Source organism: Pimelobacter simplex, assembly GCF_900114845.1.
Taxonomy (GTDB): Bacteria; Actinomycetota; Actinomycetes; order Propionibacteriales; family Nocardioidaceae; genus Nocardioides; species Nocardioides simplex.
This window is the reverse complement of sequence record NZ_FOUK01000004.1, coordinates 299,708-315,147: the sequence shown is the minus strand read 5'-3', so window position 1 is coordinate 315,147 and position 15,440 is coordinate 299,708. Positions and strand designations below refer to the sequence as shown.

The window sequence follows — 15,440 nt, the reverse complement described above, 5'->3', positions numbered from 1 at the left end:
AGGCCAAGGGAGATCTCATGAACTCCGCAGTGAAAGTGGCTGCCACGGCCGTCCTGAGCCTTGCCATCGCAGGATGCGGGCTTGAGTCCGAAGCGCCCGTCGCAAGTCCTGAGTCTGGCCAGACCGCTCCCCGGATCCAGGTCAGCCGTGTGAAGACCTACACCTCACTTGAGGACCTGGTGAAAGACGTACCGGTCATCGCGAAGGTACGGGTCGTCCCGGGCACTGCCAAAGAGGTCCCCGCGGACCAAGCAGGGGCGGCACCGGTGCCAGCCACCTCAGTGACCGTCGAGGTCCTCGACTTCCTCAAGGGCACGGCGGACAAGCAGCTCGTTGTCCGGATGATCACCGCTCCCGATCAGGAATCGGAGGTGCCGCCCGCGCTCGTCGAGGGCGAGGACTACGTCCTGTTCCTCACCCCGTTCGAATGGGAACGCGGAAAGCCGACCGGCGAATGGGTCGTCCCTGGGGGCGCGGGCGTCTATCAGGTCGATTCGACCGGCCAACTCGATCGGAAGTCACGGGGCGAGGACGCGATCCCGGCCGTCATCGACTCCCTCAGGGACATCCGAAGCCTGCTCTGAACGCTGGCGCCTCGGCGACCGGTTGTCTCCGCAGCAGTGACCGCTCAAGACGGCACCTGATGAGAACAACCGCGGCTCCCCACGACCGCGGCCTTCGACCGTCCAACCTCACCAGCCGCGCCCGCGCGGTGCGCGGGCCACACGGCCCTACGGCGGACTTGGGAGCCACGCGCTAGCTGCGGGCGAGCTCCGGGTGGTCCTCGCGCAGGCGGACGGCCACGCGGTGCTCGACCCAGAAGATGAGCCCGGGGATCAGCCCGGCGACGAGCATCAGCAGCAGCTGCGGGATGCTCCAGCGCGCCTTCTGGCTGAGCAGGAACGCCACGACGACGTACACGATGTAGATCCACCCGTGCACGAGCCAGATCGGCGTCAGGTCGTCGCCGAGCTGCTGCAGGGTGGAGCCGTCCTCGAGCAGGTACTTCAGCAGCGAGCCGAGGGTGCCGACGACGAGCAGCACGCCGACCACGAGCGCGAGCACGCGGTAGACGTTGAAGAGCTTGGTCACGGCTTCGAGGGTACGGCGTCGTCCCCGGCGTCCTCGGCGTCGGCCTCCTCGAGGTCCGGCTCGGCCGTGGCGTCGCGCACATAGCGGAACCAGATGAAGGCCGCGAAGGCGGCGAAGACCCACCACTCGATCGCGTAGAGGATGTTGCGCAGCGCGGTGAACCGGCTCGCCTGCGGGAGCTGGTCGAGGGTCGCGTGGTCGACGCCGGCCGCCGCGTCGGACGGCAGCGGCTCCTCGGCGATGACGTAGGCGCCGTAGAGGTCCTGGTCGACGCGCTGGACCAGGTCGGCGATCCGCAGCACCGGCAGGACGTCGTCGTTCGGGTCGTCGTCGACCGGACCGCTGCTCTCGGGCGGCTGCAGCCAGCCGAGGACGGCGACCTCGCCGGTGGGCGGCGCCGGCAGCGAGGCCGGGTCGGTGCCGTCGGGGACCCACCCGCGCACCACCGGGACGGCGGGGGCGGCCGCGTCGCCGACGGTCAGCGGGGTGACCAGCCAGGCGCCGGAGCGCCCGTCGTCGCTGGGCCGGTCGGCGACCAGGACGGTGCCCCCCGGCAGGAAGGTCCCGCGGACGTCGACCGGGCGGCCCAGGCCGGCGGTGGGGAACGGGTCGTCGGGGCCGATCACCTTCGTGATCGGGACCGGGTCGGACTTCGTCAGGTCGACCCGCTCGGCCGCGCGCCGGGTCTGCCAGGCGTCGTACTGCCACACGCCCATGCCGACCGCGATGCTGACGCAGAGCAGGCCGAGCAGGTGGGCCCCCCACATCCGCACGCTCCACCACCGCACCACCCCTGCAGGGTACGAGCCGGTCCCACCGCGGGCGGCGGCGGGCTGCTCAGTTCCCCACCACCGATCGCAACTGGTCTTACCACTTGACCACTTGGCCGCCGCCGCCTAGCGTGGCGGCCATGCCCCTGCGCCCTGTCACCCGCCGCTCGGTCTCCGACGAGGTCTTCGACCAGCTCCTCGACGGCGTCGTCGACGGCGATCTCGTCGCCGGCGAGCCGCTGCCGAGCGAGCGCCGCCTGGCCGAGGTGCTCGGCATCTCCCGGCCCGCCGTGCGCGAGGCGCTGCAGCGGATCGCCCAGACCGGCCTGGTCGAGGTCCGGCACGGGGGCGCGACGACGGTGCGCGACTTCCGGCGGGCGGCCGGCCTCGACCTGCTCCCGCGGCTGCTCGTGCGCGGCGGCCGCCTCGACGCGGCGATCGGGCGCAGCGTCATCGAGGCCCGGGCTGAGGTGGGCCCCGGGATCGCGGCCCTGGCCGCGACCCGCGGGGGGCCGGGCCTGGCCGCGGGGCTCGACGAGGTGATCGACCGGATGACGGCGACGGCCGACGCCATCGCCTGGCAGGAGCTCGCCCTCGACTACTGGGACCTGCTGGTCGACGGCGCCGACTCGCTCGTCTTCCGGCTCATGTACAACAGCCTGCGCACGGCGTACGAGCCGGCGCTCCCCGCGCTGGCCGCGGTCCTCGCCGACGAGGTCGGCCAGGTCGAGCCCTACCGGCTGCTCGCCGCGGCGATCCGGGCCGGTGACGCGCAGACCGCGCGCGCCGCCGCGAGCCGGGTCCTGACGCCGACCGCCGAGGCACTGCTCACCGCCTTCGCGGCGCTCGAGACGTCGGAGGCCGAGCAGTGAGCACCGTCGAGCGCCGGACCTCCAGCCCGTCGCTGGCCGAGGTGCACGCCGAGTTCTGGCGGCACCCGAGCCCCTACCTGCTCGGCACCTGCCTGGTCGCCGCGATCACGGGCCGGGTGCTGGCCGGCGCCGGCTCGTGGTGGGAGCTGGCGATCCCCGTCGGCCTGGTCGCCGTCCTGCCCGTCGTCGAGTGGGTCGTCCACGTCTGCATCCTGCACTGGCGCCCGCGCCGGGTCGCCGGGCTGACCCTCGACCCGCTGCTCGCCCGCAAGCACCGGGCGCACCACGCCGACCCGCGCGCCCTCCCGCTCGTCTTCATCCCCTGGCAGGTCCAGCTGTGGCTGGCACCCGCCTGGACCGCCCTCGCCTGGCTGGTCACCCCCACGCCGACCGCGATGTTCTCGCTGCTCGTGGCGATCTACGCGATCAAGTCGGCCTACGAGTGGACGCACTACCTGCTCCACAGCGACTACCGGCCGCGCTCCGCCTGGTACCGCCGGATCTGGCGCCACCACCGCCTGCACCACTTCAAGAGCGAGCACTACTGGTTCACCGTCACCTCCGCCGGGACGGCGGACCGCCTGTTCGGCACCGCGCCCGACCCGAGCACCGTCCCGACCTCGCCGACCGCCCGCAACCTGCACGGAAGCGTGTGAGGATGCAGGGCGTGCGGATCCACCACCTCAACTGCGCGACCATGCGCCCGGCCCTCGGGCCGACCATGGTCGCCCACGTGCTGCTCCTCGAGCGCCCGGACGGCCTGGCCCTGGTCGACACCGGCTTCGGTACCGAGGACCTGGCCCGGCGCCGGCGGCTCGGGCGTCCCTTCCTGCTCACCGTCCGTCCCGACCTCGACCCGGCCGAGACCGCGCTGGCCCAGGTCAAGGCGCGCGGCTTCGCGCCGTCCGACGTCACCGACATCGTGCTCACCCACCTCGACCTCGACCACGCCGGCGGGATCGGCGACTTCCCGCAGGCGCGGGTCCACGTCCACGCCCGCGAGCACGCCGCCGCGACGACCCCGACCGCGCGCGAGAAGGCGCGCTACGTCGCCGGCCAGTGGGCGCACGGCCCGCGCTGGACGCCGCACACCGAGGGCTCCGACGCGTGGTTCGGCTTCGCGTCGGTGACCGCGCTCGACGACGACGTCCTCATCATCCCGCTGCCCGGCCACACCCGCGGGCACGCAGGCGTCGCCGTCCGCCGCGACGACGGCACCTGGCTGCTCCACGCGGGCGACGCCTTCTTCCACGGCGGGCAGCTCGACGTGCCGGCCCGCTGCCCCGCCTCGCTGACCGCGTTCCAGCGGCTGATGGCGGTCGACAACCGGCGCCGGCTCGACAACCTGGCCCGGCTGCAGGAGCTCGCCCAGGGGCGGTCCGGCGAGGTCACCGTGATCTGCGCCCACGACAAGGCGCAGTACGACGCCCTGCGCACGGAGATCAGCCCGGGCACACCGTGAACGGCAGGTGGTGGGTCCGGGTGAGCCGCGCCGCGGCCGCCGGGTCGGCGAGCACGTAGCCGATCCGGCCGCTCGCCGGGTCGGCCACCGCCCGGCTCATCACCAACCCGAAGTCGGGCTTCGTCGGCGGCATCACGTCGGCCAGCCGGGCCCGCTCGAAGGCGTCGGACCGGTTCTCGCCGAGGCGCGCCGTGACCAGCTCGGTGCCGAGCGCGACCGAGTACGCGTCGAGCGGGTCGAGGCTGTCGAGGGCCGCCGCAGGCGCCGCGGCCAGCTGGGCCTGCATGCCCGCACCGAAGACGGTGTCGAAGGGATCGCAGCCCCGCTGCAGGTAGGTGGCCACCGCCTCGCCGCCGGTCAGCGCGACCAGGTCCGGCTCGGCCCCCCACGACTGCGCCGCGTCCGGTGGGGTCGCGGACGTGACCAGCCGGTGGTCGGCGTCGACCACCGCGCCGCGCAGCGGCCCGACGCCGGCCCCGACCGCCCGTCGTACCGAGGCCATCGCGAGGTCGCCGTGGAACGCCAGCACCCAGCCCTCGGCGCCGCCGCCGGAGTAGGTCGCCTCCCAGGCAACGTCGTCCTGGCCGAAGCCGAAGCGCTCGCGCAGCTGGGCCTCCACCGGGCGCAGCAGACCGGTGGACAGGCTCGCGGTGCGCGGCACCTGGCGCCAGAAGCGCTCCCGCTCCGGCGCCGGGCTCGAGCCCTTGAGCGTGCCGAAGCCGAGGACCAGGCGGAGCTGGTCGAAGTCGGTGACCGCGAGGGTGGTCGCGGCGGTGGGCACGAGCGCCAGCACCGCGGCCGAGGGCTCCTGCGAGCCGTCGTACTCGCTGACCTCGGCCCGGGGCTCCGGGGAGCGCTGGTAGACGGGCTTCGGGTCGCTGCTGCACGCGGCCAGGAGGACCACACCGGCGAGCGCCGCGCCGACCCGGATGCCCCTCACCAGCCAGATCTTGCCAGAGAAGCACCCAGGGGCGCCGACATCTCGCGTCGACGCCCCTGGGGTGAGGTGGATCAGCGGCCGATCAGCTGCGCCTCGATCAGGAGGTCGCGGAAGCCGTCGGCCCCGCTGCGGCGCTCCGATCCGGTCGACGCCGGCGGCGGCGGGACCGGGTCGCACTTGCGGTCGCTGCGCTTGCCGGGCTTGCGCGCCGGCAGCTTGCCGGTGTCGAGGTAGCTCGCCACCAGGTTGTCGGTGCACGCGATCCCGGACAGCGAGCCCGAGTGCGTCGTCCCGCCCACGCCCTCGATCAGGTACGACGACGGGAACGCCTGCCGCGTGGCGAGGGCACCGGTGAACACGGTCGCCGCGTCCCGGGTCTCACCGATGAGCAGGATGCGCGACTTCACCTTCTTGCCGCTGACCGCGAAGGCCTTGCGGGACTTGGCCGGCCAGTTGAGGCAGGGCGCGTTGTACCAGGTGTTCCCCCACGTCAGGAACGGGTGCTTGCGGTGGATCCGCCACGCGTCGGCCTTGGTCTTCTGCCAGCCGGGCCACTTCGCGTCGGTGCACTGCACGCCGTTGTAGACCGCGAAGCCGTTGTCGTCGCCGGGACCGGCGTACTGGGCGAGGACGTCGGCACCGTCACCGGTGCGGACCAGCTTGGCGTACGCCGCACCGATCTCGGCCCAGCCGTAGACGTAGTAGCCGGCGCCCAGCATCACGTCGTCCAGCTCGTCGGGGCCGAGCTTGCCGCCCGCCGCGGGCGTGCGGTCGAGCTTCTTGCGGAGCTTGTAGTAGCCCTTCTTGATGGCCTTCCAGTCGCTGCCGAGGTGGTAGGTCGCGTTGTTCTTGGCGAGCCAGCGGAAGTAGACGTTCATGTTCTTGTCGAACTGGACGTTCTGCTCGAGGTTGGCCTTGTAGAAGGCGTTCTTGGCGTTGAGGACGCCGTCCCACACGAACCGGCCGACCCGCTTCGGGAACAGGGTCGCGTAGACCTGGCCGAGGTAGGTGCCGTAGGAGAAGCCGTAGTAGTTGAGCTTCTTCTGGCCGACCGCCTTGCGCAGGCTGTCGAGGTCGCGCGCCACGTCGGTGGTCTTCATGTGGTTGAGCAGGCGTCGGGCGTCGGCCTTGCCGCACGCCTTGGCGTAATTGCGCGTCACCTTGCGCCACCAGCTCATGATCGACGGCTTGGTCGGCACGTAGTTGGGCCGGTTGAAGCCGGCTCCCTTGTAGTTCGGGTTGCAGCTGAGCGCGGGCTCGCTGCTGCCGACACCGCGTGGGTCGAAGCCGTACCAGTCGTACTTCGCGCCGACGCCGTTGGGGATCGCGCCACCCAGCGTCGCCAGGCCGAGGCCGGAGCCGCCCGGTCCGCCCGGGTTGACCGCGATCATGCCCTTGTAGTCGGCATCGGTGTGCAGCACCCGGCTGACGGCGATCTTGATCTTCTTGCCCGCCGGCTTGGCGTAGTCGAGCGGCACCGTGAGCATCGCGCACTGGGCGCCCGCGTTCTGCAGGCGCTCGCTCTCGCACGCGCCCCAGACCAGCGGCGCCCGCTCGGCGGCGCCGGCCGCGCCCGTCGCCGTCGTCCTCGCTGCCGGCGCGGCCGTGCTGCTGGCCGTCGGCACCAGCACCGCGGCGCCCACCGCGAGCGAGGCGAGGATCGTGAGTGATCTCTTCACGTGGTTCATCCCTCCGAGTGAGAAGCGGCCGGGGACGACCCGGCACCCGACCGACCTTGCCTCCTCCACCGGGTCCGCGTCCATACCCAATCCCGGGAAAAATTGCGGTGGGTTCAGGACTTGACCGCAAGAGTCAGCGCGAAGTCGCCCGCGGCGTCGGTCCAGACCCGGGCCACCCCGAGCCCAGCGCCCTCGAGCTCGGCCGCGATCCGGCTGACCCGGAACTTCGACGAGATCTCGATCCGGATCTCCTCGCCGACCGCGAGGTCGAGGACCAGCTCGGCACCCGGGATCGTGACCCGCTGGGGGACCTCGGCGCGCAGCCGCAGGTCCATCCGCTCCATGTGCGGGTCCCAGAAGGGCACGTAGGAGAACGCGGCGGGGTCGAAGTCGCCGCCGAGCTCGCGGTTGACGACGACGAGGGCGTTGCGGACGAACTCCTCGGTGACGCCCTGCGCGTCGTCGTAGGCCGCGATCAGGCGGTCGGCGCTCTTGACCAGGTCGGTGCCGAGCAGCAGCGAGTCGCCGGGCTCGAGGACGTCGGCGACGGCACCGAGGAACGCCCGCCGCTCCTCGAGGTAGAGGTTGCCGATGGTGCCGCCGAGGAAGGCGACCATGCGTCGTCCGCCGGCCGGCAGCTGGGCCAGGTGGAGGGTGAAGTCGCCGACCACCGCCGCCACCTCGAGATCGGGATAGCGCTCGGCGATCTGGTCGGCGGCCTCGCGCAGCGTGGCCTCGGAGACGTCGACCGGCGCGAAGCGGGTCAGCTGCCCGGACCGGGTGAAGGCGTCGAGCAGCAACCGGGTCTTCTCGCTGGTGCCGCTGCCGAGCTCGATGAGCGAGGTCGCGCCGCTCGCGGTGACGATCTCGTCGGCGTGGGTCTCGAGGATCGCGCGCTCGGCCGCGAAGGGGTAGTACTCCGGCAGCCGGGTGATCTGGTCGAAGAGCGCGGACCCGTGGTCGTCGTAGAGCCAGCGGGGCGGGAGGGTGCGCGGGTGCCGGGTCAGGCCCCGGCGGACGTCGTCGGCGAGGCTGCCGCTGGCCCAGTCGGGCGCCAGCAGCACGGTCACCTCGGGCTCGCGGTGGCTCATGCGCGCACCCCGCCGTCGGCGAGCCGGACCCCGCTCAGCGCCCACCGCGCGCCCGGTGGGAAGAAGTTGCGGTAGCTGGCGCGCGCGTGGCCCGGCGGCGTCAGCGCGCAGCCGCCGCGCAGCACCATCTGGTTCGACATGAACTTGCCGTTGTACTCGCCGATCGCGCCCGCGGCGGGGTGGAAGCCGGGGTAGGGCAGGTACGCCGACGACGTCCACTCCCAGCAGTCGCCGTAGACCTGGCGCAGCCGGCCGGTGCTCGGCCCGGCGGCGCGCGGGTGGTAGGTCTCGGTGTCGGCGAGGTTGCCGGCGACCTCGGCCTGCGCGTCGTCGCTGCGGACGGCGTGCTCCCACTCGGCCTCGGTGGGCAGCCGCTTGCCGGCCCACGCGGCGTAGGCGTCGGCCTCGTAGTGGCTGACGTGGCTCACCGGCAGCCCGGGGTCGACCGGGAACGTGCCGTGCAGCGTGTGCTCGAACCACACCCCGTCGAGCTCGATCCAGTAGAACGGCGCCGCCCAGCCGTGGGTCTTGACCTGCGCCCACCCGTCGGAGAGCCACAGCTCGGGACGCCGGTAGCCGCCGTCGGCCATGAACGCGAGCCACTCGCCGTTGGTGACGAGCCGGTCGGCCATCCGGAACGGCTCGAGCCACACCTGGTGCGGCGGCAGCTCGTTGTCGAACGAGAAGCCGGCGTCCCGGTGCCCGATCTCGACCAGCCCGCCCTCGACGTCGACCCAGCCGAGCCCGTCGGGCTCGCTGCGCTCGGCCGGGGCGCCGGCGTAGACCGGCTGGAGGGGGTTGAGCGAGAGCACGTGCTTGATGTCCATGAGGAGCAGCTCCTGGTGCTGCTGCTCGTGGTGGAAGCCGAGCTCGATCGTGCCGGCCAGCTTGTCGAGGCTGCCCTGGTCGAGGCCGTCGACGAGGGTGCGGAAGCGCTCGTCGACGTTGCCGCGGTAGCGCCCGACGTCGTGCGCCCCCGGACGGCTGATCACCCCGCGCTCGGCGCGGTTGTAGCGCGGCCCGACGGCCTCGTAGTAGCTGTTGAACAGGAACCAGTACTGGTCCTGGTACGGCGCGAAGCCCGCCTCGTTGTCGGCCAGCACGAACGTCTCGAAGAACCACGTCACGTGCGCCCGGTGCCACTTCGTGGGCGACACGTCGGGCATCGACTGGACGGTCTGGTCCTCGGGCGACAGCGGCGCGGCCAGCCGCTCGGTGTGCCCGCGCACCTCGTCGTACCGCGTCAGGAGAGCATCTGCCGTCCACTGGGTAACGGTCATGGATTCGACAGTAGGCCGGACCACCGACAATGCCCAGGGGCCCGGGGCAGGCGTCAGGAGATGTTCACACGCACTCCTAGACTTCCGGCGTGACCCGGCGCCTGATGCACCTGCTGGCCGCCCTGCCTCTCCTGGTGCTCGTCGGGTGCTCGGGTACGGCGGACCCGGAGGTCGACGCCCCGCCGACGCGGGCCTCGGGAGCGCCGTCCTCGGGAGCGCCGGGCTCCGAGGCGCCCACCGTGACGCCGCTGCCGCCGGCGCGCTACCGCTCGTCCGTGCCCGACCGCACCGTGCGCACGCCGGGCGGCTACCTCGTCAACCGCTGCGTGCCGCCCTCCCTGCGCCGGCACGCCACGACACTCACCACGAGCGACGGCGTCCACCTGTCGACGCTGGTGCTCGGCAGCGGCACCAAGGGCGTCCTGCTCTCGCACGAGCAGGGCTACTACATCTGCTCGTTCCTCGGCCTGGCGCGCCGGCTCGCCGCCGACGGCTACCTCGTCGTGCTGCCCGAGTACCGCAACCACGGTGCCTCGGAGGGCACGCCCGACAACGAGCACATCGAGCGCGACACCGAGGCCGCCCTCGCCGAGCTGGAGCGCCAGGGTGCCGAGCGGGTCTTCCTGGGTGGCGCCTCCTGCGGCGGGACGGCGAGCGCGGTGGTCGGCGCCCGCGACGGCGTGAGGGAGCGGCTCGTCGGGCTGCTCAACATGTCCTCGCCGGCCTGGTGCGGCGGGCTGAACAGCCCCCGCGCGGTCAAGAGGATCACCGCACCCAGCCTGTTCGTCGTCTCTCCCGGCGACATGGACGGAGCGGTCGAGGAGCAGGTCCGCGTCGTCCACAAGGCCTCGGCCGCGGCGGACAAGGAGCTCGTCATCGACCCGAGCGGCTTCCACGGGACCGACATGCTCGGCGCGCCCGGCACGGGGCCGGCCCTGGAGCAGAGGGTGCTGGCCTTCATCGAGGGCACGTTCACGGACTGACGAGGCCGCTGCGGTAGGCGACGACCACCGCCTGGGCGCGGTCCCGGGCGCCGAGCTTGGCCAGGATCCGCTTCACGTGGGTCTGCACGGTCGACTCGGCGAGGGTCAGCAGCGCCGCGATCTCCGGGTTGGACCGGCCCTCCCCGACCAGCGCGAGCACCTCGCGCTCGCGCTCGGTGAGGGCGGCGACGAGACGTGGGTCCGCCGTGGTCGGTACGGCAGTCAGCGAGCGGGCGACGACCGCGCGGGTGACGGCGGGGTCGAGCAGCGCGTCGCCCTGCGCGACGGTGCGGATCGCCTCCAGCAGCCGCTCCGGCGCGACCCGCTTGAGCAGGAAGCCGGACGCCCCGGCCCGCAGCGCCTGGGCGACGTAGTCGTCGTCGGCGAAGGTGGTGAGCACGAGCACCCGTGCGGGACTGCCGCTCGCGACGATCCGGCGGGTCGCCTCGATGCCGTCGACCCCGGGCATCCGGACGTCCATCAGGACGACGTCAGGCCGGTGCTCCTGGGTGAGCCGGACGGCGTCCAGACCGTCGGCTGCCTCACCGACCAGCGCGAGCCCGGGATCGGTGCCGACGACGACAGCGAGCCCCGCGCGGAGCAGGGCGTCGTCGTCGGCGATGAGGACGCGGGTCGTCATGGCCGCCGGTCCGGTGCGGTGAGCGGCAGGCGGGCGCGGACCCGGAAGCCGCGCTGCTCGGGGTCCGGGCCGGCCTCGGCGGTGCCGCCCAGGCGCGCCGCACGCTCACGCATGCCGGCGATCCCGCGGCCCGGCGCCCAGTCCGGCTCGGGGCCGCTGCCGTCGTCGGTGACGGTGACGACGAGGTCGCCGCCGTCGGTGACGACCTCGACCCGGACGGTGCAGGGGGCCGCGTGCTTGAGGACGTTGGTGAGCGCCTCCTGGACGATCCGGTAGGCCTCGCGCTCCGTCCTGCCCTGGGCCTCGGCGTCGGTCGCGAGCCCGACGGTGAGGGTGACGTCGACGCCGGAGCCGGCGAAGCGCCGTACAAGTGCGGGGAGATCGGCCAGGCCCACCGTCGTCGGCCGCAGCTCGGCGGCGGGCTCGCCCAGCATGCCGAGGGCGTCGTCGAGGTCGCCGAGCGCGTCGGTCCCGACGCTCTCGATCTGGCGGAGGAGCGCGCGGCTGGTGTCCGGGGCGGCGTCGAGCGAGAGCCGGGCGGCCCCGGCGTGCACGACGACCACGTTGAGAGTGTGCCCGGCGATGTCGTGCAGGTCGCGCGCCATCTGGGTCCGCAGCTCGGCCAGCAGCAGCGCCCGGTCCGCGCGTCGCGCCCGCTCGGCCTCCTCGTCGCGCCGCGCCCAGGCGTACGCGACCGCCCAGAAGGCGCCGTACGCGGCCAGGGTGGAGACGAGCTCGGCCGGCGACCCCGGCGGGCTGAAGGCGTAGTAGCCCAGGACGCTGGCGATCGCCGCGGCCAGGCCGACCAGCGCGCGGCGCCGGTCGGCGAGGCGGCCGACCGCGAAGATGCTGACGAGTGTCGCGGCCGGTGAGATCGCGACGTCCGCGTGCACGGCCGACTCGATCGTGATCGTCGCGCCCGCGGTGAGCAGCGCGGCCAGGGGGACGCGTGGCGCGAGGACCATGGTCGCGCTCAGCACCAGCGTCCCGGCGACCCCGACCGCGAGCTCGGCGGCGGGACGCGTCGTCCGGCTGAGCAGGTCGGTGAGCGCGACCGCCGCATAGGCCACCGCGAGCAGCGGCAGCAGGCGGTTCAGCACGCGCACGAGTGAATCACCTGGCGCGGCCGGCGCGGCGCAGGTACCACTCGGCGACGAGCAGGTTGGGGACCCAGCACGAGAACGTCACGACGTAGTAGGCCCGGTCGAAGGCATCCGCCGCGTCGGCACCGAACGCGACCTGGAGCGAGACGAACACGATCGTCTGCAGCCGCAGCGTCACGCCGGCGTACGTGAGGGCGAAGGTGCGGACCGCCCACCGCCGGTGGGCGGTGAAGTCGCGGTGCCGGGCGGCCCGGTAGGCGCAGGTCGCCGATCCCAGCCAGGCGAGCGCCAGCCCGCCGAAGCCCATCACCCCGATGAGGCCGGCCTCGTTGACGAACGACAGCACCAGCCCGGCCACGCCCGCCACGGCGATCGCGGCGAGGACGACCTTGCCGACGGTGCGGTGGACGCGGGGCTTACTGCGCCGGATGCGGGCTGCGAACTGGAGGGGGGACAGCAGCAGCGCCAACCCGGCGGCACCGGCGTGGACGTAGAGCGCGGCCTGGAAGAACGCCGCGCGGTCGGCGTAGTTGCTCGCGACGCCGTGGTCGTCGGCGCTGAGCTGGGCGAGCGAGGCGGTGGCGTAGGGACCGACGGCGAGCACGGTGATCGCCAGCGAGCTGAGGGCGAACCACGCCCACCACCCCTTGTCTCCGGGGCTCCTGGTGGGTTCACGGGTGGGGAGCGTGGCGGTCATGGCTCCACCCTCGCGGTGCCGGGCCGGCCGGACGTCCCCGCTGACGGGGAGGTCGGCGTACCCCAGGGCGGGTAGGCGCGTGGCCGTTCTGTTCACGACTGCCGTCGGTGCGCGCCCGTAGCGTGGCCGGCATGGCTCTCCGACTCGGCTTCATCGGCATCGTCACCCAGGACCTCACCGCCTCGCTCGCGTTCTACCGCGACCTCGGCGTCCCGATCCCGGACGACGTCGACCCCGCCTCCCCCCACGTCGACGCCCAGCTCGAGAACGGCACCGCCCTCGCCTGGGACACCGTCGACACCATCCGCGGCTTCGACCCCTCCTATGTCGTACCGACGGGTGGGCACCGGATCGCCCTCGCCTTCGACCAGGAGACGCCGGCCGCCGTCGACACGACGTACGCCGCCATGGTCGCGGCCGGCCACACCGGCCACATCGCCCCCTGGGACGCCTTCTGGGGGCAGCGCTACGCGACGCTGCTCGACCCGGACGGGAACTCGGTGGAGCTGTTCGCCCTGCTTGCCCCCACGAGCTGAGCCGGGCTGACCCCCGCGAGGCGGCGGAGCTCGCGGGAGAGGTGCGGCTGGTCGGCGTAGCCTGCGTCGGCCGCTGCGGCGGCGGGCGTCGTGCCGCCGGTCAGCAGGCGGTGGGCGTGCTGGGCGCGGCGGATCCGGACGAGGGTCGCGTAGCCGTACCCGAAGCTGCGCTGCATCTGGCGCCTGAACGTCCGCTCGGACCAGCCGAGTTCCCGCGCCACGTCCTCCGCAGTGGCCGCCCTCGCCGCATGGAACCTCGCGGCACCGGTCCAGGCCTCGGCCGGCCGCAGCTCGGCCTCGACCAGCTCACCCGCGGGGGTCGTCGTCGTCCGGGTCCGCAGCAGCACCTCCCGCCACCGCCGCACCTCGTGCTGGCTGACGAGGGCGTCGAGCGGCACGAGCTGGTCACTGACCTCCGCCAGGTCCACCCTCAGTGCCCTCCACGCCGTCCCCGGCGCCAGCCGCACCCCGAGCGTGCCGATCGGACTGTCGCCGAGCGTCGCGATCCACCGCGTCGACGGCCCCGCCACGTCGACCGCGTCGCCGCGCAGGATCAGGTCGACACAGCCGTCGGCGGGGATCACCGCCGCGCGAGCGTCGTACGACTGCCAGAGAGCGGCGCCGTGGGTGAGCGGCGACTCGTCGTACATGGGGTCAGGATGGCAGGACGGCGACAGATCTGAATGCGCCGCCTGCTACACGGCTTCGCCGGTGAACCGCTCCCGTAGCACCGCATCTTCAATCTGAACCCGTTGGTAGTCCAACACCGCGAGCACCGGGCCGAGCGCTCCCTCAATTGCCATGACGTCACGGAACGTCATCTGGCCATGACCGCGAAGCAGCTTGCTCAGGCGGCCGGCAGCCAACCCCGAACGCTCCTCTAGCCGCCCGTTCGGTTCTCCGGAAGTGCGAGCGCGATCAGCTACGACGAGCGAGAGGTGGTGCTGGAGCTCGGCAGCGCGCAGGCCGATGTACTCATCCGCAGAGGCGGGCTGGCGCCAGCGGACGTCGCCCGGGCGCCCGAACAGGTCCGGGTGCTCGAGGAACAGGCGAGGCATCGTGGTTCGCGGCTTCGGCACCCCCCCAACCTAGGAGGCACGATCTGCGAAGACGCCGACACCCACCGTTGACGCTCTTCCATTTATAGCGTAGTTTCCAAACTGGGAGCCACTCGAAAGGACGTGCCATGGCCTCTCTTAAGGCGATCGCTGAGCGGATCGAGGAGGCGCCGGCCTCGATCGAGTGCGGGGCAGGCTGGCACGACCTGATCGAAGGCCTCGACAACGCCTTGGCCACGATCGACCCGCACTACGTGCTTCTGTACGTCGGTCGCGACCGCGGACGCCTCGTCTACGAGGCCAGACCAAGTTCTGACGTGTGTGCCCGCAGGCCGTTTGAGATGGCCATCCGGAGCGCGATGAGCGCATCGGCGAGGACCTGCGAGGTGTGCGGACGCCTGGGTCGGACCCGTCGCGTCGACGGGCTGAAGGAGACACTGTGCGATCCGCACCGGGCAGCCGCATCACGGCGGGCAAGACGGCGCGTCCGTCGATCTTGCGCACTACGTCGCTGCGCCCGGGCCCAATCGGTCAGCCGACCGCGCTCTCGGACCTAGTTCCACCACTGCGGTGGTAGCGCCACCGGGGCAGCAGGGGGCAGGGGGTTCGAATCCCCTAACCCCCTGCTTGCAAACTGCCTCGGAGCACCAGGAAACTCGTCGATCTGAGCGTGCCACCGCAGGTCAGAGAAGTACGGTCGAGGACCAGAACGGACATCGTTTCCCCCTAGTAGCCCCATGGTGCTGCTGCCAAGGCAGGGGGGTTAACTAGAACGGTCGTTCCCTCGCCGCTCTCGGGACGGACCTGCAATGACACGACGGCGAGGCTTTGGCGAGCTCGAACGACGCAACGGCGCGACCGGGCCGTCCTACCGGGCCAGGTACGCGATGCCGGACGGTACGAGGCCTCCCGGAACTTCCGGACCAAGATGGATGCGGAGATGTGGCTGGCCAGCGAGCGATCCCTGATCGACCGCGACGAGTGGAGTCCGCCGGAGTACCGCAAGGCCGCCGCGGCCAGCCGGGAGCGCGAGCAAGCGAGGAGCACGGTCGGTTCCTTTGCCGAGCAGTACGTCGTCGAGCGCGGTCTGCGGCCCGCCACGATGCGTGGCTACCGCACACTGCTGGAGAGCCGGATCCTCCCCACTTCGGCGCAATGCCGCTGCGGGACGTCACGTTGTCGGAGATCAATTCTGTAGGACCCATCATCGCGGCACGGGAGTCAGCAACGCCTTCGG

The 15,440-nt window shown here is 72.5% G+C and carries 18 protein-coding genes; 7 read left to right on the top strand and 11 right to left on the bottom strand.

What is annotated here, in order from left to right; genetic code table 11:
- The first annotated feature begins 17 nt into the window (after nt 1–17).
- Complete coding sequence (locus BM223_RS18335; RefSeq protein ID WP_141267428.1) at nt 18–584, top strand: hypothetical protein; 567 nt, start codon at nt 18–20, stop codon at nt 582–584.
- A gap of 172 nt (nt 585–756) precedes the next feature.
- Here the strand turns inward: BM223_RS18335 and BM223_RS18330 are convergent, their stop codons facing one another.
- Both BM223_RS18330 and BM223_RS18325 read right to left on the bottom strand, forming a co-directional pair.
- The gene (locus BM223_RS18330) at nt 757–1,092 is read right to left on the bottom strand and encodes a DUF3817 domain-containing protein (RefSeq protein WP_038675785.1); all 336 of its coding nucleotides are present in this window, start codon (nt 1,090–1,092) and stop codon (nt 757–759) included.
- Nucleotides 1,089–1,883 carry an SURF1 family protein gene (locus BM223_RS18325; protein WP_141267429.1) on the bottom strand — a complete coding sequence of 265 codons (795 nt, stop codon included), beginning with the start codon at nt 1,881–1,883 and terminating at the stop codon, nt 1,089–1,091. The genes BM223_RS18330 and BM223_RS18325 overlap by 4 nt, the downstream gene beginning before the upstream one ends.
- A 119-nt stretch (nt 1,884–2,002) precedes the next feature.
- Here BM223_RS18325 and BM223_RS18320 point away from each other — a divergent pair, with 119 nt between their 5' ends.
- The 3 genes from BM223_RS18320 to BM223_RS18310 are packed head-to-tail and all read left to right on the top strand — an operon-like array spanning nt 2,003 to nt 4,196.
- Nucleotides 2,003–2,734 (top strand): FadR/GntR family transcriptional regulator, encoded by a 732-nt coding sequence (locus BM223_RS18320; protein WP_038675783.1) that lies wholly within the window; start codon nt 2,003–2,005, stop codon nt 2,732–2,734.
- Entirely contained in the window at nt 2,731–3,390 is a 660-nt protein-coding gene (locus tag BM223_RS18315; RefSeq protein WP_038675781.1) for a sterol desaturase family protein, read from the top strand. The genes BM223_RS18320 and BM223_RS18315 overlap by 4 nt, the downstream gene beginning before the upstream one ends.
- Before the next feature lie 11 nt (nt 3,391–3,401).
- Nucleotides 3,402–4,196, top strand: coding sequence for an MBL fold metallo-hydrolase (locus tag BM223_RS18310; RefSeq protein ID WP_038682995.1), 795 nt, complete (start codon nt 3,402–3,404; stop codon nt 4,194–4,196).
- On the opposite strand, the gene BM223_RS18305 is transcribed toward BM223_RS18310, so the two are convergent.
- The 4 genes from BM223_RS18305 to egtB form a co-directional block, all read right to left on the bottom strand.
- Nucleotides 4,177–5,136 (bottom strand): hypothetical protein, encoded by a 960-nt coding sequence (locus BM223_RS18305; RefSeq protein ID WP_038675779.1) that lies wholly within the window; start codon nt 5,134–5,136, stop codon nt 4,177–4,179. The two genes, BM223_RS18310 and BM223_RS18305, sit on opposite strands and share 20 nt — an antisense overlap.
- Nucleotides 5,137–5,207: 71 nt before the next feature.
- Entirely contained in the window at nt 5,208–6,815 is a 1,608-nt protein-coding gene (locus BM223_RS18300; protein WP_052139197.1) for an alpha/beta hydrolase, read from the bottom strand.
- Nucleotides 6,816–6,928: 113 nt separating this feature from the next.
- Entirely contained in the window at nt 6,929–7,906 is a 978-nt protein-coding gene (egtD, locus tag BM223_RS18295; RefSeq protein ID WP_052138061.1) for an L-histidine N(alpha)-methyltransferase, read from the bottom strand.
- A complete protein-coding gene (egtB, locus tag BM223_RS18290) occupies nt 7,903–9,186 on the bottom strand; it encodes an ergothioneine biosynthesis protein EgtB (RefSeq protein WP_038675777.1) in 1,284 nt (427 codons plus the stop codon). Before egtB ends, egtD begins: the two co-directional genes overlap by 4 nt.
- Nucleotides 9,187–9,275: 89 nt before the next feature.
- Here egtB and BM223_RS18285 point away from each other — a divergent pair, with 89 nt between their 5' ends.
- Nucleotides 9,276–10,169, top strand: a complete 894-nt coding sequence (locus BM223_RS18285; protein ID WP_200887041.1) for an alpha/beta hydrolase — start codon at nt 9,276–9,278, stop codon at nt 10,167–10,169.
- Here the strand turns inward: BM223_RS18285 and BM223_RS18280 are convergent.
- From BM223_RS18280 to BM223_RS18270, 3 genes are read right to left on the bottom strand one after another with little or no spacing between them, the layout of a single operon-like run.
- Entirely contained in the window at nt 10,159–10,809 is a 651-nt protein-coding gene (locus BM223_RS18280; protein WP_038675775.1) for a response regulator, read from the bottom strand. The two genes, BM223_RS18285 and BM223_RS18280, sit on opposite strands and share 11 nt — an antisense overlap.
- Complete coding sequence (locus tag BM223_RS18275; RefSeq protein WP_141267430.1) at nt 10,806–11,909, bottom strand: sensor histidine kinase; 1,104 nt, start codon at nt 11,907–11,909, stop codon at nt 10,806–10,808. Before BM223_RS18275 ends, BM223_RS18280 begins: the two co-directional genes overlap by 4 nt.
- Nucleotides 11,910–11,922: 13 nt before the next feature.
- Nucleotides 11,923–12,609 (bottom strand): DUF2306 domain-containing protein, encoded by a 687-nt coding sequence (locus BM223_RS18270; RefSeq protein WP_038675773.1) that lies wholly within the window; start codon nt 12,607–12,609, stop codon nt 11,923–11,925.
- Nucleotides 12,610–12,740: 131 nt separating this feature from the next.
- Here BM223_RS18270 and BM223_RS18265 point away from each other — a divergent pair, with 131 nt between their 5' ends.
- Nucleotides 12,741–13,145, top strand: a complete 405-nt coding sequence (locus tag BM223_RS18265) for a VOC family protein (protein WP_038675771.1) — start codon at nt 12,741–12,743, stop codon at nt 13,143–13,145.
- Here the strand turns inward: BM223_RS18265 and BM223_RS18260 are convergent.
- Together BM223_RS18260 and BM223_RS18255 are read right to left on the bottom strand one after the other, a co-directional pair.
- Nucleotides 13,076–13,795: a helix-turn-helix domain-containing protein gene (locus BM223_RS18260; protein WP_038675769.1), complete on the bottom strand. Its 720-nt coding sequence runs from the start codon at nt 13,793–13,795 to the stop codon at nt 13,076–13,078. The two genes, BM223_RS18265 and BM223_RS18260, sit on opposite strands and share 70 nt — an antisense overlap.
- 45 nt (nt 13,796–13,840) lie before the next feature.
- Nucleotides 13,841–14,224 carry a hypothetical protein gene (locus tag BM223_RS18255; protein WP_075018670.1) on the bottom strand — a complete coding sequence of 128 codons (384 nt, stop codon included), beginning with the start codon at nt 14,222–14,224 and terminating at the stop codon, nt 13,841–13,843.
- Between the two features lie 919 nt (nt 14,225–15,143).
- On the opposite strand from BM223_RS18255, the gene BM223_RS18250 reads away from it, so the two are divergent.
- On the top strand, nt 15,144–15,401 hold the full coding sequence (locus tag BM223_RS18250) for a hypothetical protein (protein ID WP_141267431.1): 258 nt from the start codon (nt 15,144–15,146) through the stop codon (nt 15,399–15,401).
- Nucleotides 15,402–15,440 lie beyond the last annotated feature (39 nt).